At 66.9% G+C, this 22,071-nt stretch carries 23 protein-coding genes and 1 tRNA gene; 5 read left to right on the top strand and 19 right to left on the bottom strand.

Features of this window, described 5'->3' with window-relative positions; translation table 11 throughout:
• Positions 1-53 precede the first annotated feature (53 nt).
• The gene (locus tag MIC448_RS02260; RefSeq protein WP_232711492.1) at positions 54-1,175 is read right to left on the bottom strand and encodes a glycoside hydrolase family 3 N-terminal domain-containing protein; all 1,122 of its coding nucleotides are present in this window, start codon (positions 1,173-1,175) and stop codon (positions 54-56) included.
• A 241-nt stretch (positions 1,176-1,416) separates the two neighbouring features.
• On the opposite strand from MIC448_RS02260, the gene MIC448_RS02265 reads away from it, so the two are divergent.
• Positions 1,417-2,127, top strand: coding sequence for a DUF805 domain-containing protein (locus tag MIC448_RS02265; protein WP_051512967.1), 711 nt, complete (start codon positions 1,417-1,419; stop codon positions 2,125-2,127).
• Between the two features lie 48 nt (positions 2,128-2,175).
• On the opposite strand, the gene MIC448_RS02270 is transcribed toward MIC448_RS02265, so the two are convergent.
• From MIC448_RS02270 to MIC448_RS02280, 3 genes are read right to left on the bottom strand one after another with little or no spacing between them, the layout of a single operon-like run.
• Complete coding sequence (locus tag MIC448_RS02270; protein WP_051512970.1) at positions 2,176-3,258, bottom strand: putative zinc-binding metallopeptidase; 1,083 nt, start codon at positions 3,256-3,258, stop codon at positions 2,176-2,178.
• A 57-nt stretch (positions 3,259-3,315) separates the two neighbouring features.
• On the bottom strand, positions 3,316-4,848 hold the full coding sequence (locus tag MIC448_RS02275; RefSeq protein WP_051512972.1) for a polysaccharide deacetylase family protein: 1,533 nt from the start codon (positions 4,846-4,848) through the stop codon (positions 3,316-3,318).
• The gene (locus MIC448_RS02280; protein ID WP_036295474.1) at positions 4,845-5,378 is read right to left on the bottom strand and encodes a hypothetical protein; all 534 of its coding nucleotides are present in this window, start codon (positions 5,376-5,378) and stop codon (positions 4,845-4,847) included. The genes MIC448_RS02275 and MIC448_RS02280 overlap by 4 nt, the downstream gene beginning before the upstream one ends.
• Positions 5,379-5,571: 193 nt before the next feature.
• Between MIC448_RS02280 and MIC448_RS02285 the strand changes: the two genes are divergently transcribed.
• Together MIC448_RS02285 and MIC448_RS02290 are read left to right on the top strand one after the other, a co-directional pair.
• Positions 5,572-5,922 (top strand): hypothetical protein, encoded by a 351-nt coding sequence (locus tag MIC448_RS02285; protein WP_036295477.1) that lies wholly within the window; start codon positions 5,572-5,574, stop codon positions 5,920-5,922.
• Positions 5,919-6,848: a hypothetical protein gene (locus tag MIC448_RS02290; RefSeq protein WP_051512974.1), complete on the top strand. Its 930-nt coding sequence runs from the start codon at positions 5,919-5,921 to the stop codon at positions 6,846-6,848. The genes MIC448_RS02285 and MIC448_RS02290 overlap by 4 nt, the downstream gene beginning before the upstream one ends.
• Before the next feature lie 41 nt (positions 6,849-6,889).
• Here the strand turns inward: MIC448_RS02290 and MIC448_RS02295 are convergent, their stop codons facing one another.
• The 4 genes from MIC448_RS02295 to MIC448_RS02310 are packed head-to-tail and all read right to left on the bottom strand — an operon-like array spanning position 6,890 to position 10,426.
• The gene (locus tag MIC448_RS02295; protein ID WP_199484400.1) at positions 6,890-7,648 is read right to left on the bottom strand and encodes a polyphosphate polymerase domain-containing protein; all 759 of its coding nucleotides are present in this window, start codon (positions 7,646-7,648) and stop codon (positions 6,890-6,892) included.
• Positions 7,648-8,274 carry a DUF4956 domain-containing protein gene (locus tag MIC448_RS02300; RefSeq protein ID WP_051512976.1) on the bottom strand — a complete coding sequence of 209 codons (627 nt, stop codon included), beginning with the start codon at positions 8,272-8,274 and terminating at the stop codon, positions 7,648-7,650. Before MIC448_RS02300 ends, MIC448_RS02295 begins: the two co-directional genes overlap by 1 nt.
• A complete protein-coding gene (locus tag MIC448_RS02305; protein ID WP_036295528.1) occupies positions 8,271-9,398 on the bottom strand; it encodes a bifunctional glycosyltransferase family 2/GtrA family protein in 1,128 nt (375 codons plus the stop codon). Before MIC448_RS02305 ends, MIC448_RS02300 begins: the two co-directional genes overlap by 4 nt.
• Before the next feature lie 5 nt (positions 9,399-9,403).
• On the bottom strand, positions 9,404-10,426 hold the full coding sequence (locus MIC448_RS02310) for a phosphodiester glycosidase family protein (protein ID WP_051512980.1): 1,023 nt from the start codon (positions 10,424-10,426) through the stop codon (positions 9,404-9,406).
• 144 nt (positions 10,427-10,570) lie between these two features.
• Here MIC448_RS02310 and MIC448_RS02315 point away from each other — a divergent pair, with 144 nt between their 5' ends.
• On the top strand, positions 10,571-11,881 hold the full coding sequence (locus tag MIC448_RS02315; protein ID WP_036295483.1) for a CotH kinase family protein: 1,311 nt from the start codon (positions 10,571-10,573) through the stop codon (positions 11,879-11,881).
• 58 nt (positions 11,882-11,939) lie between these two features.
• On the opposite strand, the gene MIC448_RS02320 is transcribed toward MIC448_RS02315, so the two are convergent.
• The 4 genes from MIC448_RS02320 to MIC448_RS02335 all read right to left on the bottom strand — a co-directional run bounded on the left by MIC448_RS02320 (position 11,940) and on the right by MIC448_RS02335 (position 16,817).
• Positions 11,940-13,637, bottom strand: a complete 1,698-nt coding sequence (locus MIC448_RS02320; protein ID WP_036295487.1) for a glycoside hydrolase family 13 protein — start codon at positions 13,635-13,637, stop codon at positions 11,940-11,942.
• Between the two features lie 64 nt (positions 13,638-13,701).
• The gene (locus MIC448_RS02325) at positions 13,702-14,619 is read right to left on the bottom strand and encodes a carbohydrate ABC transporter permease (protein ID WP_036295489.1); all 918 of its coding nucleotides are present in this window, start codon (positions 14,617-14,619) and stop codon (positions 13,702-13,704) included.
• Complete coding sequence (locus tag MIC448_RS02330; RefSeq protein WP_036295492.1) at positions 14,619-15,560, bottom strand: carbohydrate ABC transporter permease; 942 nt, start codon at positions 15,558-15,560, stop codon at positions 14,619-14,621. The genes MIC448_RS02325 and MIC448_RS02330 overlap by 1 nt, the downstream gene beginning before the upstream one ends.
• Positions 15,561-15,605: 45 nt before the next feature.
• Complete coding sequence (locus MIC448_RS02335; protein ID WP_051512982.1) at positions 15,606-16,817, bottom strand: ABC transporter substrate-binding protein; 1,212 nt, start codon at positions 16,815-16,817, stop codon at positions 15,606-15,608.
• Between the two features lie 173 nt (positions 16,818-16,990).
• On the opposite strand from MIC448_RS02335, the gene MIC448_RS02340 reads away from it, so the two are divergent.
• The gene (locus tag MIC448_RS02340) at positions 16,991-18,205 is read left to right on the top strand and encodes an ROK family protein (protein ID WP_036295498.1); all 1,215 of its coding nucleotides are present in this window, start codon (positions 16,991-16,993) and stop codon (positions 18,203-18,205) included.
• A gap of 144 nt (positions 18,206-18,349) precedes the next feature.
• On the opposite strand, the gene budA is transcribed toward MIC448_RS02340, so the two are convergent.
• The 7 genes from budA to MIC448_RS02375 all read right to left on the bottom strand — a co-directional run bounded on the left by budA (position 18,350) and on the right by MIC448_RS02375 (position 22,002).
• Positions 18,350-19,075, bottom strand: a complete 726-nt coding sequence (budA, locus tag MIC448_RS02345; RefSeq protein ID WP_036295500.1) for an acetolactate decarboxylase — start codon at positions 19,073-19,075, stop codon at positions 18,350-18,352.
• Between the two features lie 72 nt (positions 19,076-19,147).
• Positions 19,148-19,363 (bottom strand): DUF2945 domain-containing protein, encoded by a 216-nt coding sequence (locus MIC448_RS02350; RefSeq protein WP_036295503.1) that lies wholly within the window; start codon positions 19,361-19,363, stop codon positions 19,148-19,150.
• Between the two features lie 136 nt (positions 19,364-19,499).
• A tRNA-Ala gene (locus MIC448_RS02355) sits at positions 19,500-19,572 on the bottom strand.
• Between the two features lie 103 nt (positions 19,573-19,675).
• A complete protein-coding gene (rsfS, locus tag MIC448_RS02360) occupies positions 19,676-20,059 on the bottom strand; it encodes a ribosome silencing factor (protein WP_036295505.1) in 384 nt (127 codons plus the stop codon).
• Positions 20,059-21,156 (bottom strand): hypothetical protein, encoded by a 1,098-nt coding sequence (locus MIC448_RS02365; RefSeq protein WP_036295508.1) that lies wholly within the window; start codon positions 21,154-21,156, stop codon positions 20,059-20,061. Before MIC448_RS02365 ends, rsfS begins: the two co-directional genes overlap by 1 nt.
• Positions 21,153-21,755: a nicotinate-nucleotide adenylyltransferase gene (gene nadD, locus MIC448_RS02370; protein ID WP_036295509.1), complete on the bottom strand. Its 603-nt coding sequence runs from the start codon at positions 21,753-21,755 to the stop codon at positions 21,153-21,155. Before nadD ends, MIC448_RS02365 begins: the two co-directional genes overlap by 4 nt.
• A gap of 7 nt (positions 21,756-21,762) precedes the next feature.
• Positions 21,763-22,002 carry a hypothetical protein gene (locus MIC448_RS02375; RefSeq protein WP_036295511.1) on the bottom strand — a complete coding sequence of 80 codons (240 nt, stop codon included), beginning with the start codon at positions 22,000-22,002 and terminating at the stop codon, positions 21,763-21,765.
• Between the last annotated feature and the right edge of the window lie 69 nt (positions 22,003-22,071).

Below are 22,071 nucleotides of genomic sequence, written 5' to 3' on the forward strand. Positions count from 1 at the left end.
CGTCGCTACGCTCCTCGCTCAACGAACGAGACCCCGCGCGTTGGACCAGCGCGTCAGCAGACACTGCAGGGCAGGGCGCCCGCTATCGCCGAGCTCAGGCGCAGCGCGACTACGCGGGTCGCGGCCTCGTCCAAACGCTCGGCAGACAGCGCCCCCGATGCGACCGCACCCGCGATCCCGTCGATCACCGCATTTGCCCGATCCACCGACGAGTACGCGACACCCAAAACCATGTCGTTTCCGGCGACGAGAGCCGCGACCGCATTCGCGACCGGGTCCTGATACGCGGCGACTCCGGATGCCTCGAGCATCGCCATGTCGTCCGTGATCGCGACGCCGGTGAACCCCAGCTCGTCACGCAGAATGTCGTGCCAGGCAACCGACAGCGAAGCCGGGGCAGCATCCACCGAGGTGTATGCGAGATGCCCGAACATCACCAGCTGCGCCCCGGCGTCGATGCCCGCCTGAAACGGCAGCGCCTCACCGGCGCGCCACGCCTCAATTGACATGTCGGTCGACGGAATCGTGCGGTGCGAGTCGCCGGGAGCCGCGCCGTGACCCGGAAAGTGTTTGAGCGTCGAATCGACGAACGACGCCTCACCCGACACGGCCGCCGCGACGCGGAGTGTGGCGGCGGAGGCATCCGTCCCCAACGAGCGGCGATAGATGAACGAGCCGGGATCGTCGGTGTAGTCCGCGACAATTCCGAAATTGACGTCGATACCGGCGCGTTCGACGAGCGCCCCGCGCCCCGAGAAAGCCGTGGCCGTCGCCTCGGGCGGCGCCGATTTCAGCGTCAGCGACGACGGAAAGTCGTCCCACTTCAAACGCCGAACGTCTCCCCCCTCCTGGTCGACGGCCAACAGGGCGGGCAGCGTCGGATCGAGCGTGGCGGACTGGGCGAGCGCACGGAGCGCCGACTCGGAACCCGAGACGTTCGCGCCCATCACGATGAAGCCGCCCGCGCCCGTCTGCTCCATGTAGGCGCGCACCGCTTCGGGATCGGTCGAGGGCAGATGGCCCATCACGAGTGCGCCCGCCTTCTGGCGTGGGCTCATTCCCGCGACGATGGCGGACGCACGCTCGGCCAGCGCCGCATCGTCGCCCGCAACAACTCGAACCGAGGCGGACGAATCCGTGGCGGTCGGCGCCGCGGACGGTGAATCGGAGGCCACCGCGGCGGAGGATGGCACCGGTGAGGCAGAGGCGGACGCGGATGCGGAGGCCCTCGCAGTCACCTTCGGTGAGGTGGCGCCCACGGCAGCCGCGGACGGAGCGACGCACAGCAGCGCGACAGCCGCCACCACAGCGGTGAGAGTTCCGCGCCGGTGCATCACCCGTCCAGCTTAGGCGTGGTGATTCGGCGCCACGCAGTGCTGTTGTATGGTGCATACATCTCCACCGATTCGGAGCACCATGGCCGTTTCACCCCCGCCGCCCGCAGGTTGGTACCCCGACCCGTCCGACGCCCGTCAGCGACGCTGGTGGGACGGACTCTCCTGGTCGAACCAGACGTCGCCCGTACCGTCGGCGCCCGGGGCACAACCGCGAGCACTGCTCCACGCCGAGTCCCCGACTCCCCCGACACAGACAAGCATCCCGCCGTACGCGACGCCGCAGTACGCGCTCGTCCCGACCGGATCGGGCCCGTCCGCACAGGCGACGACGCCCACACCGGCGTCCCCCGCATCCGTCTATCGCCCCCTCGTTCCCGGCACCGGGGGTCAGCTGGGTTCGGGATACACCCCACCACCGGTCGGGGTCTGGCGCTCCCCCGCAGACACCCGGCCGCTCGTACGCGGCATGGGTGACGCGATCCGCGTCGTCTTCTCTCGTTACGCGACGTTCGATGGCCGCGCCACGCGCGCCGAGTTCTGGTACTTCACGCTCTTCTCCACGCTCGTCACCGTCGGACTCGTGTTTCTGAGCATCGTGCCGATCTTGGGCTACCTCGCAGGCCTCGGGTTCTTCGTCTGGGGCCTCGGCATCCTCATCCCGACCGTCGCGCTCTCGGTGCGGCGCCTGCGCGACGCCGGTTTGCACTGGGCCTGGATCCTCTTGTCCTTCGTGCCCTTCGGCGGCGTCGCGCTCATCGTGCTGTGGTGCCAGCCTTCGAAGTACCCCTGATCAAACCGCGACGCCCGACGAGCCGCCGAACAATCCGCCCAGCCGACCTCAGGTCCGCTCGGTATCCCGAGGCAGCGCCAACGCGATCTGCTCGGGCAACGTGAGCGGCGCCTTCGTGACGATGTCGTGCACGAACGCGAGCTTGTGACGCACGGGGCCGACCAGTTCGAAGGGGTACAGGTCCGCCGAACCCATGGAGCGGTTGATGCGGTTGAACGCCTGACTCATCCAGTCCCAGTCCGTCAGCAGGCGCTGGATCGGCTCGTCCCGATAGCTTTCCAACGGTTCGACGTCGGTGTCGCGGTTCGTCACACCAGCGTCCAGATGGATGCCGATCGCGGCGGCCGTCTGGAGCGTGCCGGTGATGTGGAGATAGTGGGCGAACGTCTCGGCGAAGTCCTCCCACGGATGCATCGTGGCGTACTCCGAGATGAACGACGCGCTCCACCCCTCGGGCGCTCCACGCGAATAGTGGCGAGCGATCGCGTCCTGGTAACTGGCGCGCTCATCGCCGAACAGCGCCCGGCATCGATCCCAGGCCGCGTCATCCGGCAATAGGACGTTCTGGAAGTAGTGGCCGACCTCGTGCCGCAGGTGACCGAGCATCGTCCGGTAGGGCTCACCGAGCCGCACGCGCAGAGCCTCGCGCCGATCGTCGAGGCTCTCGGCCAGGTCGATCGTGATGATGCCGTTGGCGTGGCCGATCACGACCCGCTCGCCGGACGACAGGCTCGACACGAGATCGAACCCGAGCCCGCCCTTTTTCACATCCCAGGGCACGATCGGCAGCCCGAGCTCACCGAGCTGCAGAATCAAGCGGCGCTTGGCTTCCTCGGTTTTGCCGAGCTTTTCGAGGGCGATGGTGTCGTTGCTGTCCGGCTGGCGGCGCGTGAGGCGGCATGCGAAGCACTTGCCGGCTGCGGCATCCTCACGCACCAACCAGTTGCAGCCCCATCCGCGATTCGAGCAGGTGTACCAGGTCACGCCCTCGATGACGGCGTGACCCTGACGTGCGCCGTAGAAGGCACGGTCGAGAAGATTGAAACCGAGCTCGCCCTCGCAGTTGGGGCACGTCAGCGTGCCCAGGAAGACGAAGTGGCGACAGTGCGGACAACGCGGGGCAGAGCTCACGTGTTCACCGTAGTGCCCCCGCCGCGCCTCGGAGGGCCACGATCGGGAACGCCGCGATCAGGGTGCGTATCGAACAATCCCGCCAGGGATCTGTCCGTCGAAGATCTTCGACAGGGTCACCAGGCTGAACCCGCGATCGAGCAGGCCGTCCAACACCTGAGGCATGACGCGGCCGGTCGCACCCTGAATGTCGTGCATCAACATGATCGAGCCGACGCGGGGGGCGCTCACGGAATACGACAGCAGGTCGGCATCGGAGCGCCCGGCCCAGTCGCGCGTGTCGACGCTCCACAGGATCGCCGGCATTCCCGCTACGCCCAGCACTCGATCGCTCAGCGCACCGTAGGGCGGACGGAACGTCGAAACGGCCTGACCCGAAAGCGAGCGCAGCAGGTCGCCCGTGGACTGCAGCTCAGCGGCGATTTGTCCGTCCGGCAGTTTCGTCAGATCCGGATGATTCCAGGTGTGGTTGCCAATCTCGTGCCCCTCGGCCGAAACCCGCCGCACGGTGTCGGGTCTATTCTGGGCGTTGCGACCGAGCATGAAGAACGTCGCCGACGAGTGCCGATCACGGAGGGCGTCGAGGATGCCGTCTGTCAGCCCGCTCGGCCCGTCATCCAAGGTGAGGGCCATACACGGGACGAGATCGCACGGCGTTCGATCGAACGCGGCACCCGCCGTCCCGGGGCCGGCGAACGGACCCTGCGCATCCGCGATCAGGCGTCCGAAATCCGTGAGGGCCGGATCGTAGGATTCCCGCGGCAGCGACACCCAGACCGGATGCGCCGCGTCAGGCGTCTGCCAACCCGCAAGCCCCTCGAGTTCGGGCGCTGTGAAGCCCACCGGCAACGGCACGACGAGTTCGCCACCCACGAAAGAGGCATCCTGCAGCGCATTCCCGAGCGAAGCGCGTTGCTCGTCCGACGGCGGACCGACCGCGATCAGGCTCAGTCCCCCGGCGGCGCGACGAGCGATCGAAACCACGTCTTCCCACAGCACATCGGTCTCACCGATCAGCGCCGCACCGTCGCCCACGGCGCCGGTCGCGACATCCGTGTAGAGCGTCGTGATCTGGTCCATCTCGACAGCCGTGGCGGAGCCGCGCACGACTCGGAGGCGTTCGCCGAACGTAGATCCCGCGGCGTGCACGATCTCGCACACCACCACCGTGTGCGAGTCGGTCGCGGTCCCCAGCAAGTCGGCCGCCGGGAGCGCCGTGACGCCGGCGACACACCCGCGCTCACCGAGCGCAGCCTCGACGCCGAACACCTGCGGCTCGTACACGACCCCGACCGCCGCGGACTGCTCGCCGATAGCGGCCCGCACCGTCGCCTCGATCTTCTCGTTCAGCGGCTGCGCGCCGGGCAGGTACGCCCAACGCGCCTCGACACGCACCGCATCGTTGCGGATCCGCTGCGACGCGAGCGCGATGCCCGCGGGGTCCACCGGTGGCGGCGGCGCCGTCAGCATCCTTCCGACGACCGGCCACTGAACGGGCGTCCACGACGGATCAGTGTCGGGTGCACAGGCCGACAGACCGACGACTCCCGCGGCGACGAGCACCGTCGCGAGAACCTTCCGGCGGATCACCCGGTCACCCCGATCTGACTCACGTCGATCTCGGCGAGGAGTTCGGCGAGTTCGGCGTCGTACCCCTGACGCGGACCCGACACGAAAGTCAGCAGGGCGTCGCCCGACACGACGACGCCGACGATGAGTTCGCCGTCCGCGGTGTTGGCGTGCAGCAGTTCTTGGCCCGCGACCGTTCGCTCGCGGCTGAGGGCATCGAGCGGTCGCGGGGCGATGTCCCCGAGGGTCACGACGGGGTCACCCGCATCGCGGACGGCCAGATCGACCTGCATCCGACCGTCAGGGCTCGTGAGTGTCACCCGGGACTCATCGGCGAACGTGGGCCGCATCGCCCACCCGGCAGGCACGGGCACGGATGCCTCGACACGCTCCCCACGAATCGTGGTCGTCATGTCTTCTTCCGCGACGAGCGTCGTGGCCGCGACCCAGATCGGGGGCAGCAGAGCGACGACGGCCACGCCCAGCATCGCCGTGACGACCGCCGTCAACACAACGACGCCGAGCGCGCGTTGTACGGAGCCTGTCGCCACGTCGAAATCTTCTCGAACCGCCGCGCGGTTGCTCGGTAAGCGCGCCGGACAAACGTTGCGAGTTCGAGTCTCGTGGCGAGCCGCCGCGCCTCCCCGATTCCCGCCATTGTCCGACCTAGAATCCGGATCGGGGAGCATCGACCGGCGAAATCCGGTGGATCAGGGGCAAGAAGAGGTCACGAGGAGGGGAATCGTGTTCCAGCAGACGAAGGACAGGCGCCCAGCGCAGACGTCCCCGTCCACTCGCCCGGACGACCGCGAACCCCGGCGTGAACGGGCCGGCGCACGGCGTCGTCGACTTGTCGCGCTGCTCACGAGTGTCGCCGTCGTGTGCACACTCGCGGCGTTCGGGATCGGGGTTACGGCTCAGACGCGGGCGGAAGCACGTCTGGTCGAGCTCGATGAGCGCATCACCCTGCTGCAGTTGCGCCTCCAGGATCACCTCGAACAGGTCGACGAACTCACCGCTCGCGCAGCCGAACGGCGGGCGCAGAACGACGACGCGCGGGCCGCACTGGGTTCGACGGAGGGGTTTCTCGAGTGAGGGCCTCGTCCTGGACGCTGATCGTGGTGTCGGGCATCGCGGTCTTCACGATCACGCTCGGAACGATCAAAGTCGCCGAGCTGAATGCCGTGGCCGACGTCCGCGAGTCACGGATGCTCGCTCTCGAAACGCAGATCACGGATGCCGAGGCATCATTGACTGCGCTGCGCACAACGATCGACGAAGAGAACACCGAAGCATCCGCTCTGTCCGAAGCGGCGGCCGCGCGGGTCACCTTCGTCGAGGCGATCGCTGCCCTCCGGACCGCCCTCGACACGGCCGCGAACAAGGTGGATGTGGACTCGCAACGCCAGGCCGCCCTGGACGCGCAGGCCACCGTGACGGCGGCGCCCGCCGACGCCGGGACTTATGCCGAACCGACCGCAGCCGTCCAGCGCGCGACGAGCGAGGTCGACGCGAAGGTCAAGGCCTACGAGGCTGAGCAACGCCGGAAGGCCGCCGAGGCAGCAGCGCGGTCATACTCCGCTCCCGTGACTCGCGGAACGAGTTCGTCGCCCTCGACAGGGGGTGGCAGCGCCGGATGGTTCGCCGAGATGCGCGCGATCCTGAACAACGTCGGCGGCGGAGGCTATGCGCTCGTCGAATACGACGGCAATTGCGGCGGGGTGACGGCTCCCGCGTGTGCGAGCAGCAACGGGACGATCATGGTGTCGTCCGCGGTCGCCAACTGGCCCTACGTGACGAAGGTCTGGGGCATGACGCACGAACTCGCGCATCAGTATCAGTTCCGCGTGTGGAAGCAGATGACCGCGTCGCCCTCGTACCAAACCTTGTTCAACAAGAACCCCGAGCTGCTCGCCAACTGCATGGCCGCCACTCGCGGCGCAACGCAGGCATCGGGTGGATGCGGACCCGCACAGCTCGGCTGGGCGGCGGGTATCTGGCAGGGAATCGTCGCCGGCTGACCCCGGGTTAGTCGCAGCCGACAAGGTGGCGGTCGCGAGGATCAGGCGAAGGAATCACGCAATAGCCGTGCCCAGCGATTCCGCGGCAGCTCTGGACGGAGCGCCGCCAGACCCGTCGCGTACTTGCTGACCGAGGTCGGGCGGTGCCCCAGCCGCCAGAGCAGTCGGTCGACATCCGATGCCGCGGACCCGGATTTGGTCTCGACGATCGCGAGGTGAGGCAGTCGAAGGGCGCGGCCGTCGGCCTCGATCCATTCGAGGTCGGTGTCGACCGTCGCCCGGGCGACCGAGTCCGCCGCCAACAGGGTGGCGCGCCGGTAACGGGTGGCGAGGGTCGGTGCGAGCTCGGTGACGAGGTCCGGTTCGACGCCGACCGCCTCGAGGGCGGATGCCACGTCGGTGCGTGCACCCCGCGTCAGCAGCTCGGCGGCGGCCGGGGGGTACTCGGTCCGCTCCTTGACGGTCGCCCCGCGCGCGCCGCGCGTCTTGATCTCGAGGTAGGCCGTGCCCACCTCCATGTAGCGCCGCGTGCGCACCTTGAACCGGCGACGACGAGGACGCGCGGCCATGCGGAAGCTCAACAGATCGGGGGTGTCGAAGTAGACCGAGTGGTAGCCGAAGCGGCGCTCACCACCGATCTCGAGAACGCGTGTGTCATCGTCGAGACCCGCCAAGATAGCGGGGAGCGCGGCACGCGGCACCACGTACTTCCGATCGACCCGTGTCATGAGGGATGCCTCGGCCACCAGCTCGTCGAGACCGATCTCCTCGAAGCGCGTCAGAGCGTCAGACCCGGCCATCAGCGCACCGCCAGGGTCTCGGCGGCCGGCGCATCCGTCAGCGTGTGGCGGGTCGAACGTCGCGGCGGCTGACGGATGGCATCGCGGCGAAAACGCACATCGACCGTCGTCGTGTCGTTGACGAGATCGATGCGCTGCACCGTGAGCGACGTGACGGTCGCGCCCAGTCGGCGCTCCAGCTCGGCGCGCAGCTCGTCCTCATCGGTGATGGCACGGTCGACGTCGACGATCTGGTGCCGGCTGCGAGCGAAAAGCGCGGGGTGGTCGGCGCCCCAGAGAACCACGAGAATCAGGGCCACGAGCATCCCGGCGAACCACGGTTCTGCCTGCGGGAGCCCACAGATGAGCCCGATCGCGAGGGCAGCGAAGTAGTACGCCACCTCGCGCTGCGAGATCTCGGACGAGCGCAGCCGGATGATCGACAGCACGCCGAACAGTCCGAGCCCGAGCCCGAGGGCGACCTCGGCGGTGCCGAGAACGGCGGCCACGGCCAGAACGCCGACGTTGACGCCAAGGAACGCGACGACGAGATCGCGACGGCGGTGCCGGTGATAGTAGATCCCAAGACTCAGAACGAGTGCGGCGAAGAGATCGATGCCGATGAGGGCGATGGTCGAGGTGGTCATGAAAGTCTCCCTGCGATGTGTGTGTCTTCTTCCATCCGAACAGGCGGCTCTATGCGATTGCTATGCGCCGTCTCTGCGGCCGTGCTGTCTTTCGCCGCGCGCGGTCGTCGCGCGAACACGAGCGCCCGTTGTGCCTGGTAGGCGGTCACGAACAGCACCGCTTCGGTGACGATCTTGGCGAGCAGCAGGGGAACACCCGCATCCGTCAGGAACGCCATCCAAACGACATTCGACGCCAACAGCGCGGCGGCGAGCAGGGAGTACGTGGCCGCCTGACGCCAGAGATCCCGCCCCGTCGCGGCCCGGAAGACGAGCCGACGGTTGATCGCGAAATTGACCGACGCGCTCAGCACGCGTGCGGCCACGACCGAGGGCACGAGCATGCCCGACACGGCGAAGAAAAGGAGCAGAGCGACCGTATCGATCAGGAAAGCCAGGAAAGACGATCCGGCGAACGTGACGAGCGGGATCAGGACGCGGAGCGAGTCGACCACCGGGCGGAAGTGACTCGACGGGTTGTGCGGCTCGTAGACGGTCGCGATCGCAATCTCCTGCACGTGCCATCCGCCGCCGTGCAGCCGCAGCAACACGTTTTGCTCGTACTCGAAACGGTCCCCGGGCTGCTGGATCAGCCACGGCAGCATCGTCGCGGGAATGCCGCGCAGCCCCGTCTGGGTGTCGCTCAACGCCCATCCGGCGCTCAGTCGGAAGAGTCCCCGCGACACCGAGTTGCCGAGGCGACTGCGGAGTGGAACGGGTCCCGTGAAACCACGGCACCCCAGAACCATCGTCCGGTCGTCGCCGTCCGCCACGGCATCGCCGACGCGCAGGATGTCGGCAACCGTGTGCTGGCCGTCGGCATCGGCCGTGACGATCGGACCGGATGCGCCGACCGCACGCAGATGCCGGAAGACGCTCTTCAGCGCCGCGCCCTTACCCCGGTTGGACGGGTGCGTCAGGACCACGGCGCCCGCCCCGCGCGCGGCCTCAAAAACGTCGGCGCAGTCCGGTCCGCTGCCGTCGTCCGCGACGATCACCTCGGCGTGCGGGCGCGCGCGGCGGAGTCCGTCGACCAGCCCGACCAGTGCCGGGCCGGGCTCGTACGCCGGGATCACGATGATCATGTCGGTCACTCGGTCGCGGAGGATCCGGCGACGTACAGGATGTCGCTGGTGCCGCGCTCGCCGCCGTTGGAGGGTTGATTGACGACCTCCCCGTTGAAGAACATCGTCGATGAGCCGCCGCCGTCGAGGTTGTAGGCGGTCGTCGCACCGAGCGAGACCATGATGTCGGCGAGCTCCGGCAGCGTGACCCCGCGGCTGTACCCGGTGTCTCGCCCGTCGACCACGACGAAAACGAGATGGTTCTCGTCGATGACCCCCACCGCGGTGCGCGGCTGCTCGCCCTGGATCGAGTGGTTGCCGAAGTTGGTGTCGATCTCGACCTCGTCGATGCCGTCGATGACCGCACCGTCGGACACGATCGCCGGACCGAAACTCAGCGTGTTCCAGGCCCCCTCGGCGAGCAGTTCGTCCGCCGATGTCGTCGTCTCGTCGTAGATCTCGACCGAGCCGTCCTCGAAGAACACCAGCCCTTCGCGGGCGGGCTCGTCGCGGTAGACGACACCGTTCCGGATCACGATGCCGGTGTCGCGGAAGCCGTAGTAGTCGCCGTTGATCGCGAAGATCGCGCCGTTGTCACTCGCGATCGCGCTCGTCGTCTCGGTGATGTTCTCACCGAACTGGTCTTTCGCGAACGCCGAGCGGAGGTCGGCCGACTCCCCCAGCACGACGTCGGCCACGTAGTAGGTGACCGTGTCATCCCCCGAGCCCGTGACGACCGTCGAGATCGTCACGCTCGTCTCGCCGTCGCTGTACGACGTGTCGGTCAGCGTCACCGCCTCGGTCGAGGTGCCGGAGTCGGTCTCGGAAGCCTCGGTCGAGTCCGTCGCGGAGGCTTGAGATGCCTCGTACTCCGAGACATCTGTGATCTCGACATGCTCGATGAGGAAACGGTCGGCGGCCCAGGCGGCGCCACCGCCCGCGACCAGTAGCACGGTCAGGCCTGAAGCGATCACGATGGCGCGTGTCTTGCGCGTCAGGCGCCGCTTCAGGGACACACGACGGCGGGGTTGTCGTTGCGAGGTGTTCATGCGTACAGGGCTACCCGACGAAATATGGTCGGCGCTTTCGGGGAGCTATGGGTCACGAATGATCGCCGCGTTCTGCCCCGGATGCATCGGAGGCTCATGGGATCCGCTTAACGCCCGCACACTGAGGCCCGCTGTGCTACGGGGATGGACGCAACTACCCGCCCTCTCCGCCGCAAACGGGTCCCCGTCATCGCCGCGGCCTTCATGCTCACCGGCAGCCTCGTACTCGCCTCCTGCACCACGACATCGACGACAACGTCGACGCCCGCCGCGGCGGAAGCCACCGTGGATACGGATGTCGCGAGCCCCGCCCTCTGGGACACCTCGACCGTGCACGAGGTGTCACTCGACGTCGACGAGGCCGAGCTCGAGAGCGCGATCCAGGAATACCTCGACACGGGCGAGAAGGTGTGGATCGAGGCATCCGTGACCATCGACGGAGTGACCTACGAGCGTGTCGGGCTGAAGCTGAAGGGCAACTCGACTCTGCGCGACGTGTCGACGGATGCCGATCCGGCGACCCTGCCCTGGATCATCCGCCTCGACAAGTTCGTCGACGGACAGACCCTCGATGGCGAGACCGACATCGTCATCCGCGGCAACGTCTCGGCGTCGTCCCTGAACGAAGCCGTCGCGCTGTCTCTCCTGGACGAAGCCGGCCTCGCGGCGGAGAACGCGGCCGCGACACGGTTCACGGTCAACGGCGGAAGCGCTCAGCTGCGCCTCGCCGTTCAGAAGCCGTCCGACGGATGGCTCGAACAGGAGTTCGGGACGACGTCGGGCGGTTTGTACAAAGCCGAGACCGGCGGGGACTACAGCTATCGCGGCGACGATCCTGATTCGTACACGGACATCTTCGATCAGGAGGCCGGCGAGAGCGACCTGACCCCGCTGATCGATTTTCTACAGTTCATCAACGAATCCGACGACGAAACGTTCGCCGCCGAACTCTCAGAGCACCTCGACATCGAGTCCTTCGCGACCTACCTCGCGTTCCAGGAACTCGTCGACAACTACGACGACATCGACGGCCCGGGCAACAACTCGTACCTCTCCTACGACGCCGCGACGGGTCTGATGAGCGTCGTGACCTGGGACCTCAACCTGACGTTCGGCGTACGGAACGCCGGCTTCGGCGGGGGCGGCGATGCGGGTGGCGCCGATGCCGACCGCCCCGTCGCGCAGGGTGCACGCGGCGGTGGAGGCGGCGGAGCCGGCGGTGGAGCGGGATCGTCCGGCAGCAACATCCTCTCCGAGCGGTTCCTGGAAAACGACACGTTCGCGGCGCGCGTCGAGCAGGCGAAGGCAGACCTCGAGACCACTCTGGTTGACTCCGGAAAGGCGACGGCGGTCCTGGATGTCTGGACGGCGCTCCTGCAATCCGAGGCATCCGATCTCGTCTCCTCCGACACGATCACGGAAGAAGCCGACGCGATCCGCACCTACCTGGAGTGACGAGCCCCCCGTTCGTTGAGCGAGCGAAGCGAGCCGAAACGCAGCGAGTCCCGCGGCGTCAGGGCGCGAGCCACACCGTCGAAGCCGGGGGCACGAGGTCCGGCGAAGCGTTCGGATCGCTGGCGAGCACGACCGACGACCCCGCCGCGTCGAGCACGTACGGCTCGTCTCCGAAGTTCGTCACGACCTGCCAGCCGTTCGGCCGGGCGAAGCGCAGCACATCGGCGCGCCCGGTCTCGATCCAGTCGAGGCTCTCGCTCGCCTGAATGTCCGTGCGCACGGCAAGAGCACGACGGTAGAGGGTGAGGGTCGACTCGCGGTCATCGATCTGGCGATCGACCGCATATTCCCCCATCCATTCCGGCTGTGGCAGGTGTGCTTCGCCCGACCCGAATCCGAAGGACGGACCGGATGCCTCCCACGGCAGTGGCACGCGGCATCCGTCCCGTCCGAGGTCGAACCCGGGGCTGCGGAAGAACGTCGGGTCCTGGCGCTGACCGTCCTCGATCTCGGCGACCTCGTGCAGACCGAGTTCTTCGCCCTGATACAGGTAGGCCGAGCCGGGCAACCCCAGCACGAACAGCGTCGCCGCGCGAGCGCGTCGTTCGCCGCGTTCGCGGTCGAGTTCGGGCTCTCGCCCGCCCGAAAGGAGCCATTCCTGCCCGTGCTTGCGGCTCGGGCGCCCGTCGGCACCCCGCTCGGCATCCGGCAGTCCGTATCGGGTCGCGTGGCGAACGACGTCGTGATTCGACAGCACCCAGGTGCTCGACGATCCCGAAGCCCCGGCCAGCTCGAGGTTCGCGGTCACGATCTCGCGAAACTGCGACGCATCGAAGTCAGCCTCGAGCAGGTCGAAGTTGAAAGCCTGGCCCAGGCTCTCCGAACGGGCATACAGCGGAACCCTCACCCGATCGACCCACGCCTCGGCGACAGCGGTTCGCGGGGGGTCATACGAGTCGAAGACCGTGCGCCATTCGGCGTATACCTCGTGCACGTCGTCCCGGTCGATCGTGGGGTGCTGTCCGTCCCGAGGCATCGCGTCCAGTTCGGCCTGAGACGGCAGCACCTCGGCGAGGTCCTTCGTGAGCATGTGGGCAACATCGATCCGGAATCCATCGACCCCGCGATCGGACCAAAATCGCAGTGTCTGCACGAAGTCGGCGCGCACCTCCGGGTTCGACCAGTTGAGGTCCGGCTGCTCGACCGCGAAGTGATGCAGGTACCACTGACCGTCGGGCACACGCTCCCAGGCCGGCCCCCCGAAGGCTGAAACCCAGTCGCTCGGGGGAAGCGAGCCATCCGGTCCCGTCCCCTCACGGAAGATGTAGCGCTCTCGCGCGGGCGAACCGGGCTCGGCGAGCAGCGCCTCCTGGAACCACTCGTGCAGGTCGGACGTGTGGTTCGGCACGATGTCCACGACGACGCGAATGCCCCGTGCGTGCAGCGTGGCCACCATCTCGTCGAAGTCGGCGAGGGTGCCGAGCTTCGGATCGACGTCCCGATAGTCCGCGACGTCGTACCCACCGTCTGCCAGCGCCGACGGATAGAACGGGCTCAGCCACACGGCATCCACCCCGAGTTCGTCGAGATAGTCGGCGCGGGATGTGATTCCCGCGATATCGCCGAGGCCGTTCCCATCCGTGTCCGCGAAACTGCGCGGATAGACCTGGTAGACCACGGCCTGGCGCCACCACGGCGCGGCATCGGGCGACGCCTGGGTGCGAAGGTCGGGGGTCGGGGAAACTGCCTGGCTCATCGGAGAAGGGATCCTTTCATCGGGGTGGTTCGGTGCGGTGGGTTTGTGCCGCGTCGCCGGGGCGTCAGCCCTTGACGGCGCCCTGCGTGACGCCCTCCATCACCCAGCGCTGGGTGAAGAGGTAGACGACGATCGCCGGCGCCATCGCCATCAGGTACGACGCGAACGAGACGTTGTAGTTGTTGCTGAACTGCGTCTGGAAGATGCTCTGCACGACCGGAAGGGTCTGCAGCGCGGGGTCCGAGATGATGAGCGACGGCATCATGAAGTCGTTCCACGATGCGAGGAAGGCGAAGATTCCGACCGTGGCGCTCATCGGAGCGAGCAACGGGAAGATGAGCCGCCAGAAGGTCTGCCAAGTGGATGCACCGTCGATCCGTGCGCTCTCTTCCAGCTCCGCCGGGATCGACCGCAAGAACGCCGTGAAGAGCAGGATGCTGAAGCTCAGCTGGAACATGATGTGCAAAAGCGCGACCCCGGCCGGATTGTCGAGGCCGAGCAGTCCGGTGAGCTGGATCTGCGGCAGCGCGACAACGGGGAACGGTAGGAACATCGCCGCCAGCAGGTAGTAGAACGAGTACCGGAAGAGCTTGCGATCCCAGTTTCGAGAGATCGCGAATGACGCCCACGCGGCCAGCACGATCGTGCCGACGACGGTGCCCGCCGTGATGAGGACTGACATCGTGAACGCCAGCGGGAAGTTGGTCAGGTTCCACGCCGTGACGAAGCCGTCGATGCTGAAGGGGTTCGGCAGCGAGAACGCATTGCCGTCGACCGCCTGCGACTGCGTCTTGAACGCCATCGAGAGAGTCACGTAGAGCGGAATGAGAACCGTGATGGTGCACAGCGCGATCACGATCGTGTTCGACCAGTTGACGCGCTCCATCGCGGAGCGACCACGGCTGGCCTTGCGCGGCGAGTCCCCCGCGAGTGTGCGCTCGGCGTCGATGTCCTCGACAGCCAGGGCTGGTTGAACAGTCATCAGAACACGTTCCTTCCGCGGGTCAGCCGCAGCTGAATGAGCGAGATCGCGACGACGATGACGAAGAAGATCGTCGCGTTCGCCATCTGGTAGGCGTAGTCGCCACCGGTGAAGCCCGTCACGATCGTCATCGCGATGCTGCGGGTCGAGGTGCCCGGACCGCCGTTGGTCAGACCGACGATAATGTCGTAGGCGTTGAGGAAGTTCTTGAAGCCGAGGATCACGTTGATCACCACGTAGCCCGCGACGAGCGGCAGGGTGATGCGCAACAACTGCTGGCGCTTGCCTGCACCGTCGAGCTCGGCTGCCTCGTACACGTCGCCGGGGATGGAAAGCAGTCCCGCGATGTAGATCAGCAGGGTGCCCGGGATCGCCTGCCACGCGGTCACGATCACGACGGCGACCCAGGCAAGGTCAGGGTTGGCGAGGATGCTCTCGCTCAGCCATCCGATCCCCAGGGCCTGCCCGAGGGCCGGCACCGAGTTCGAGAACAGGAAGTTGAAGACGAAGGCGATGACGATTCCCGAGATCACCATGGGGATCACGAAGATCGTCCGGAGCGCGGTCTTGAAGCGGATGCGCGAGGTCAGACCCACGGCCAGCAGGAACGCGAGCACGTTCACCGCCAGCACCGTCACGGTCGCGAACCCGAAGGTGAAGAGATAACTCTGCAGGATCGCCGGGTCGGAGAAGAGCGCGATGTAGTTGATGAGCCCGATGAATTCCCAGTCCCCAAACCCGATCGAATTCGTGAAACTGAAGAAGATCCCGACAACCGCCGGCAGCGTGATCGCGAGGCTGAACAGGATGAGGCTCGGGAGCAGGAAGAAGTAATAGACCCCCTCAACCTTGCGTCGCTTTCGCGGGAGGTCTGTATCCGTGGGCGCGGCGGTGCGCCCGCGGGTCTTCGGCGTGATCAATGTCGCCGTCGTCGTGGCCATGATGTGTGTCGGTTCCCTTCGTTGGGTCTCGCGTGAGGAGTCGGGCTACTGACGCAGCGCGAGCCGCGCCCAGTCCGCGTCCATGACCCGGAGGGTCCGTTCGGCGTTGCCGCCCGTGACGATGCCCTGCATGTAGTTCTCGGTAGGGATGGTGAGCGGGATTGCTTTGGATGCTCCCTGGTAGAAGCGAGCCTCGTCGTAGAACTCCTTCATCCCGAGGATCCGGGGGTCCGTCACCTCGGCGGCGTCGGTCGTGGTTCCGTATCCGAGTTGAGCGGCGTTGTACTCGTCCATCACGTCTTTCTGGAACAGGTACGACAAGAACTCGCGGGCCTCTTCCTGGTGCGCTGATGCCTCGGGTATCCACGCCGCCAGGTCGATGTTCACGCGAACTTCGAGGTCTTCCGGATCGTCCGTCATCGGGAGAGGGAAGGTACCGAGCTCGAGATCGGGAGACGTTTTGGCGATCTCGCCGAACGCCCACGGACCCTGCAGGTACATGGCAGCCTCACCCTGGGCGAACGCAAGGTTGCCGTCGCCGTAGCCGCGGCTCGCGGCATCCGGGTTCGTGTATGTCTCGGCCAGCATCGTCATACGGTCGACCGGCTCGATCAGAGTGCGCTCGAACGACACGGGCGAGTCGGGACCGACCTCGGTGCCGAGCTCATTCATCTCGTCGTAGAACTCGGCGACATCGACCGTGCCCCCCACCGTGTAGTCGAACCATCCCTGCGCGACCGTCCACGGGTCCTTGAAGGTGCCGTAGAACGGGGTGATCCCGGCCGCTTGCAGCTGGTCGCAGACCGCGATGAGTTCGTCCCATGTCTGCGGTACCTCGAGGCCCTGTTGCTCGAAAATGTCGACGTTGTAGATGACGGATGCCGCCATCACCGAGTACGGCAGCACGCTCGTTCGCCCCGGGTAGGTCGCGTACTGGTCGACGAGGTCTTGCACCTCGGGCAGGATCCGGTCGGCCTCGGGCATGTCGCTCAGGTCACTGAGTGCACCGCGCTCCATGAAGCGCGACATCTCCATGTTGTAGTTCAGCAATCCGAGGTCAGGCGGGTCGCCGCGCAGGAAGCCCGCCTGCAGGTTGGAAGAAGTGTCGAACACGACGCGCACGTCGTCCTGGGACGAGTTGTACTCGGCGATCAGCTCACGAAAGTACGGGATCGCCTCGGGCTTGCTCAGGTGGAACCGGATCTCGGTGGGTCCGCCCGATGAGCATCCCGCGAGCGTCCCTCCCAGGAGGGCCATTCCCAGCGTGGCAGCCGTCAGCCGGAGCGCATGTGACCGTATTCTCGGCACGTCATCGTCCCTTTCTGCCGCCTCGTGGGCGGTCGTACGTCTTTGTACACCGATTAGATTTATCTACCGAATCAAGTCGATGTGGACAATAATGCAGGGAAGCACCCGAAAGGTCAAGACCCTTGTCACAGCCCTCCGAGCGGGTTTCGGCCCCGCGCCGCGCCAGCCTCGACGCACTGCTCCACTACGCGTGGGACGCCGAATCCTTCACCGCGGGCGAGGCGATGCCGGCGGTCGGCCTGACCCGTTCCACCACGATCGACGCGCTCGACGAATTGGTCGAACGCGCTCTCATCCGGGAACTCCCCAATGCCCGCGAGGTGGGCGACTACAGCAAGGGCCGACCGGCACGCCGCTTCGAATTCTGTGCGGACGCCGGCGTTGTCGTCGGACTCGATGCGGGTCGCGCGCACGTGACGACGACCATCGCGGACTTGCGCGGCGCAGTCCTCGCACGTGAACATCTCATGCTCGACGACGACTCCATCTCCCGACGTCGCGCCGTGATGGCGACCGCGGTGGACGATGCCCTCGGGGTAGCGGGCCTCGAGCGTGGCGACGTCATCGCCCTCTGCGCCGGCGTCCCGGCCCCCGTGGATTCGGAGGGCGTCTCCCCCACGCATCACGACGGTTTCTGGCAGCGGATGAATCCGGACCTGATCGACATGTTCCGCGCCTGGGTCCCGCTCGTACGCGTCGAGAACGACGCCTCGCTCGCGGCCGTCGCAGAGGGCAGCCTGGGCGTTGCCCGAGGATGCCGCGACTACGTCACGCTTCTCGCCGGCGAACGCCTCGGAGCGGGGGTCGTCGTAGATGGGCGCCTCTTGCGCGGCGCCCACGGCGGCGTCGGCGAGATGATCGCCTTCGACCAAGTCTCGGGCGTCGAGGGAGCGTGGGGACTCGGGAACCGGGCAGCGGAGTGGGCACGCGAGGCCATCGCCGCGGGTGAGGTACCGCCGGAGCATCCGCTGGTCGGTACTCCATCGAGCGAAGTGACGGGACGTGTCGTCTTCGAGCTCGCGGCTTCCGGCGACGAATTCGCCCTGACCATCGTGCACCGCGTCGGCCAGATGCTCGCGCGCGTCACCGGCGTCTTCGCGAGTCTGCTCGACCCGCGGATGATCGTCATCTCTGGCGCCGTGTCCGCCGGCATCGCGGAAGTGCTCGTCGCCGCCCGGGCCGGACTCTCCGGCGCCCTCCACGTGCCGCCGCCTGAGCTCGTCGCATCCAACCTCGGGGGCGATGTCGTCTCGACGGGCGCCGTCTCGGCAGCCATCGAGCTGGCGCGTTCGGGCATCCTGGCCCTCACACCGCTGGAACGCTCGCTCGCCGTCTGACCCCGCGAGCACCGCTCGTTGAGCGAGCGCAGCGATCCGAAACGCACGCCCCGGTCGTTGAGCGAGCGCAGCGAGTCGAAACGCCCAGCACCCTCGTTCGTTGAGCGAGCGCAGCGAGTCGAAACGCACTGAGCGGCGGGCACCTCAGCCCGCGGCGCCACCCTCGATCGCCACGATGCGGTGGTCTGCGTCGTGGGTCAGCTCGGTCCGTAAGAACAGCTCATCGACGGGCAGGTGCAGGTCGAGCCGAGCGAACGCGGCGATGCGCAGCTCCCCCGCGCCGACCGTAACGTCCAGCACGTGTCCGCCGTCGAGCCGGTCCTCGGCCAAGAAGTGCAGGTGCAGTCCAGCAACCGCGATGCCCTGATAGATCCGCGGCGCCCAGAACCCCACCAGCGTTCCGGTCCGTTCGGTCAGCACGGTCTCGACCTGCTCACGAGTCACCTCGGTCAGAGGCGGAAGCGGGTGGTGCTGTCTCGGCGTCACCCGCACGCGCACCGAGGCCATCATCCCGTCGATCCGCACGGTATGGAACAGGTTCCGACTCAGCAGCACTCCTTCGACCTGCGCGGTCAACCCCGCGAGATCGAGCATCTCGACCCGCGTCGAGATGACGTCCGGGAGGGGCGCGACATCCACGAACGGCAGGATGTCCGTCTCTGCCATCTGCGTCGGCGGACCGTCGACGGTGCACTCGTACGCCCGCCCGTCGACGATCACCACTTCGCCGCCGAGGCGGTCGCAGCATCCGATCCCGAAGTCACCGGCGCGGAGCGCGTCGGCCACAGGCATCCCGGTCTCGTAGGCGCCCGCCAAGAGCGCATCGAGCACGGCGAACTGCGTCACGGCGTCGTTCGAGAGCAAGGTCACACGAGCGACGTTATCGCGGGCGCCCGATAACCGAGGAGACCCGCGCGAGCCCGAGCCCGACCTCAGAACGCGTCAGCTCTTCAGCTTGCGCAGAGCCGAGCGTTTGTGCGCGGCCTGTTTCCCGCTTTTCTCGGACTCCACGATGTACGCCGGCTCGTCGGGCGTCGCGGTGAAGCGCTGACCGGCGAACGCGAAGTCGCTCGTTTTTCGCTCCACCACCGTTCCGCGGGTGCGTCCCTGCGGAGTGCCCCAGCTCACGCGGTCACCGGTCGAAAGTTCCTCGGCCACATTCGTTCCTCGCTCCCACTCACCGTCGCCTCATCGTTTCAGAGCGGGGCGAAAAAGGTCAGGTATTGACGGGATAACGACCCGTGTGCCGATGAAATGACAAACGCCCCGCGAGGAGGCGCTTGTCGAAATGTTGTGGACCTGAGGGGACTCGAACCCCTGACCCCCTGCATGCCATGCAGGTGCGCTACCAGCTGCGCCACAGGCCCAAACACTACCCCGGACGAGCCAGGGCAACCCCGCTAGATTACTACATCCGAAGCGTCCACTCGAATCGGGACGGATGCCGCAACCGCGCGGAACGCGCGAGGCCTACTCGGCTGCCGCGGCGGCCGGGGCCGGAAGCTCGATCGGAATGACCGGGCAGTCCTTCCACAGACGCTCGAGCCCGTAGTACACGCGCTCCTGCTCGTGGAAGACGTGCACGACGAGGTCACCGAAGTCGAGCAGAACCCAGCGTCCCTCCTGACGTCCCTCACGGCGCAGACGCTTGACGCCGGCCTCGTGCAGTCGGTCCTCGATCGCGTCGGCGATCGCACCGACGTTGCGCTCGTTGCGCCCCGTGACGAGCAGGAAGGCGTCGACGAGCGGGAGCGGGCCCGAGACATCCAGTGCGACCAGATCCTCGCCGCCCTTGGCATCGGCGACGGCCGAAGCGATCTGCACGAGTTCACGTGCTTGTTCAGTTGCGGGCATTAAAGAGCACCATTCACGAAAGCGAGGATGAGGACGCCCACGAGCGCGAGCGCCAGAACGCCCGCCGTGATCGCCAGGGAGAAAAGGAGTCGGCCGCCCTTTTCGGGCGCCGGCGGGCGGATGATTTCGCCCGTGCCGCGCACCGTGCTGATCGCGGCACTCGCGGCGATGGGCGTCGGCGAGGACGAAGCGGGCAGTTCACCGTCGATGAGAACCGAATCGACGTCCTTGCCGTCCGTCGAACGCGGGTCGCCACCGGCGGATCCGAGACCGTCGGGCAGATGGAACGTGCCCGTGATAAGCACCTCACCCGTCGCATTCACGGGGCCGGACAGCGGGGGCATGTTGGGCGTCTGCGACAGGATCAACGCGCTCGACGCACCGATCGCCCCCGTCGACGACGAGTTCCGGACGATGAGCTCATCGAACGAAGCAGGCAGCTTCGTCGAGATCTCTTCGTCCTTCAGCAGGTGTGCACCGAACTGCGGGTCGACCGTCGCGACGGGCGCCGCGTCGATGCCGCGTGCGTTGTCGTCGTCGTGCGAGCTGGCGTCACGGGAAGAATCGGATGCCTTGGCATCAGGGTCCTTCGTCGCATCCGCTTTCTTGGCATCAGCATTCTTGTCATCGGACTTCTTGTCAGCCGACTTCTTATCATCGGACTTCTTGTCTTCAGACTTCTTGTCCTTCACCGCGGGCTCGGCAACTGCAGCGCCGGAGGCGGCGGGTGCCGAGAACGGCGTGTACCGCGCCGGGGCGGGCTCGCCGAGAGCCGAGACAGGCATCTGGGCGGCGATGACATCGGGCGTGATGACGGGGACGGACGCCGTGCGGATGCGCTCCTGCTCGCGCGCCTGCCGGCGAGTCAGGGGCGAGACGCCCAGATCGACGTGGGCGTCGGGCATGGGCGCCGGCGGGGTGAAGGCGGGGGTGGCTGCACGCGCGAGCGGCGCAGCAGGCGGCGGAGTGGCCGCAACGTAGGTGTCTTCGTCGATCTCATCGTCCGCGTTCGACGCCTCGTTCTGAACGGGAAGTGACCCGGTCGCGTGCAGTTCGCGGAGCTTCTTCCGCGTCAGCGGCTGCTCGGGTGTGCTCATGCGTTGCTCCGATAGAGATGATGCTTGCTGATGTATTGAACGACCCCGTCAGGAACGAGATACCACACCGGGTCTCCCCGGTGGACTCGCTCGCGACAGTCCGTCGACGAAATCGCGAGTGCCGGAATCTCGAGTTGACTCACGACCTCACTCGGAAGTCCCCCGGTGTCCAGGACGTGTCCGGGGCGACTTACGGCGACGAAGTGCGCGAGGTTCCACAGCTCATCATGGTCCCTCCAACTGAGAATCTGCGCTACCGCGTCCGCGCCCGAGATGAAAAAAAGGTCGGCATCGGGGCGCAACGCCCGAAGATCCCGCAACGTGTCGATGGTGTAGGTCGGGCCACCGCGATCAATATCGACGCGGCTGACCGTGAATCCCGGGTTCGAAGCGGTCGCGATGACGGTCATCAGATAGCGATGTTCGCTATCGCTGACTTTCTGCTTCTGCCAGGGCGTTCCCGTCGGAACGAAGATGACCTCGTCGAGGCCGAGGTGGCTTGCGACCTCGCTGGCGGCGACCAGGTGACCGTGGTGGATGGGATCGAACGTGCCGCCCATCACCCCGATCCGGGGCCGCTCCCCTGCGTCCGTCGTCATGCCCGACCTAGTGGCCGCTCGCCGTCCCGTGATCGATTGCCCCGTGATCAGCTGCCGTGCCGTGGCTCTGGGCGAACGCCTGAGCCTTGCCCGCGTGGCGGTTCGCCACGTCGCGGTAGGAGAAGACCACAAGACCGAGAGCTGCGAAGACCGCGATGGCGATGAAGAAGAAAACCACCGTCTCCAGCGCGACGTTGCCGTGGTGACCCTCTTCGGCCGCGGCCAGGATCGTCGTGACAAGCGTCATTCTCATGCTCCGTTCGGGTGTGGGCGTGTCGTGCCAGTCTAGAGAACTATCGGCGGGTCTGCCCGGCAC

Source organism: Microbacterium sp. C448 (assembly GCF_000582705.2).
Classification (GTDB): Bacteria; Actinomycetota; Actinomycetes; order Actinomycetales; family Microbacteriaceae; genus Microbacterium; species Microbacterium lacus_A.

Excerpts from the sequence above, each read along its gene's own strand:
- MIC448_RS02320 (WP_036295487.1), bottom strand. The coding sequence starts at position 13,637 with ATGAGCCAGGCAGTTTCCCCGACCCCCGACCTTCGCACCCAGGCGTCG.
- MIC448_RS02305 (WP_036295528.1), bottom strand. The coding sequence starts at position 9,398 with ATGATCATCGTGATCCCGGCGTACGAGCCCGGCCCGGCACTGGTCGGG.
- nadD (WP_036295509.1), bottom strand. The coding sequence starts at position 21,755 with ATGACGACGGACGCAGGGGAGCGGCCCCGGATCGGGGTGATGGGCGGC.
- MIC448_RS02310 (WP_051512980.1), bottom strand. The coding sequence starts at position 10,426 with ATGAACACCTCGCAACGACAACCCCGCCGTCGTGTGTCCCTGAAGCGG.
- MIC448_RS02375 (WP_036295511.1), bottom strand. The coding sequence starts at position 22,002 with ATGACGCTTGTCACGACGATCCTGGCCGCGGCCGAAGAGGGTCACCAC.
- MIC448_RS02335 (WP_051512982.1), bottom strand. The coding sequence starts at position 16,817 with ATGGCCCTCCTGGGAGGGACGCTCGCGGGATGCTCATCGGGCGGACCC.
- MIC448_RS02295 (WP_199484400.1), bottom strand. The coding sequence starts at position 7,648 with ATGGCCGGGTCTGACGCTCTGACGCGCTTCGAGGAGATCGGTCTCGAC.
- MIC448_RS02315 (WP_036295483.1), top strand. The coding sequence starts at position 10,571 with ATGGACGCAACTACCCGCCCTCTCCGCCGCAAACGGGTCCCCGTCATC.
- MIC448_RS02265 (WP_051512967.1), top strand. The coding sequence starts at position 1,417 with ATGGCCGTTTCACCCCCGCCGCCCGCAGGTTGGTACCCCGACCCGTCC.
- rsfS (WP_036295505.1), bottom strand. The coding sequence starts at position 20,059 with ATGCCCGCAACTGAACAAGCACGTGAACTCGTGCAGATCGCTTCGGCC.
- MIC448_RS02300 (WP_051512976.1), bottom strand. The coding sequence starts at position 8,274 with ATGACCACCTCGACCATCGCCCTCATCGGCATCGATCTCTTCGCCGCA.
- MIC448_RS02325 (WP_036295489.1), bottom strand. The coding sequence starts at position 14,619 with ATGACTGTTCAACCAGCCCTGGCTGTCGAGGACATCGACGCCGAGCGC.
- MIC448_RS02330 (WP_036295492.1), bottom strand. The coding sequence starts at position 15,560 with ATGGCCACGACGACGGCGACATTGATCACGCCGAAGACCCGCGGGCGC.
- MIC448_RS02365 (WP_036295508.1), bottom strand. The coding sequence starts at position 21,156 with ATGAGCACACCCGAGCAGCCGCTGACGCGGAAGAAGCTCCGCGAACTG.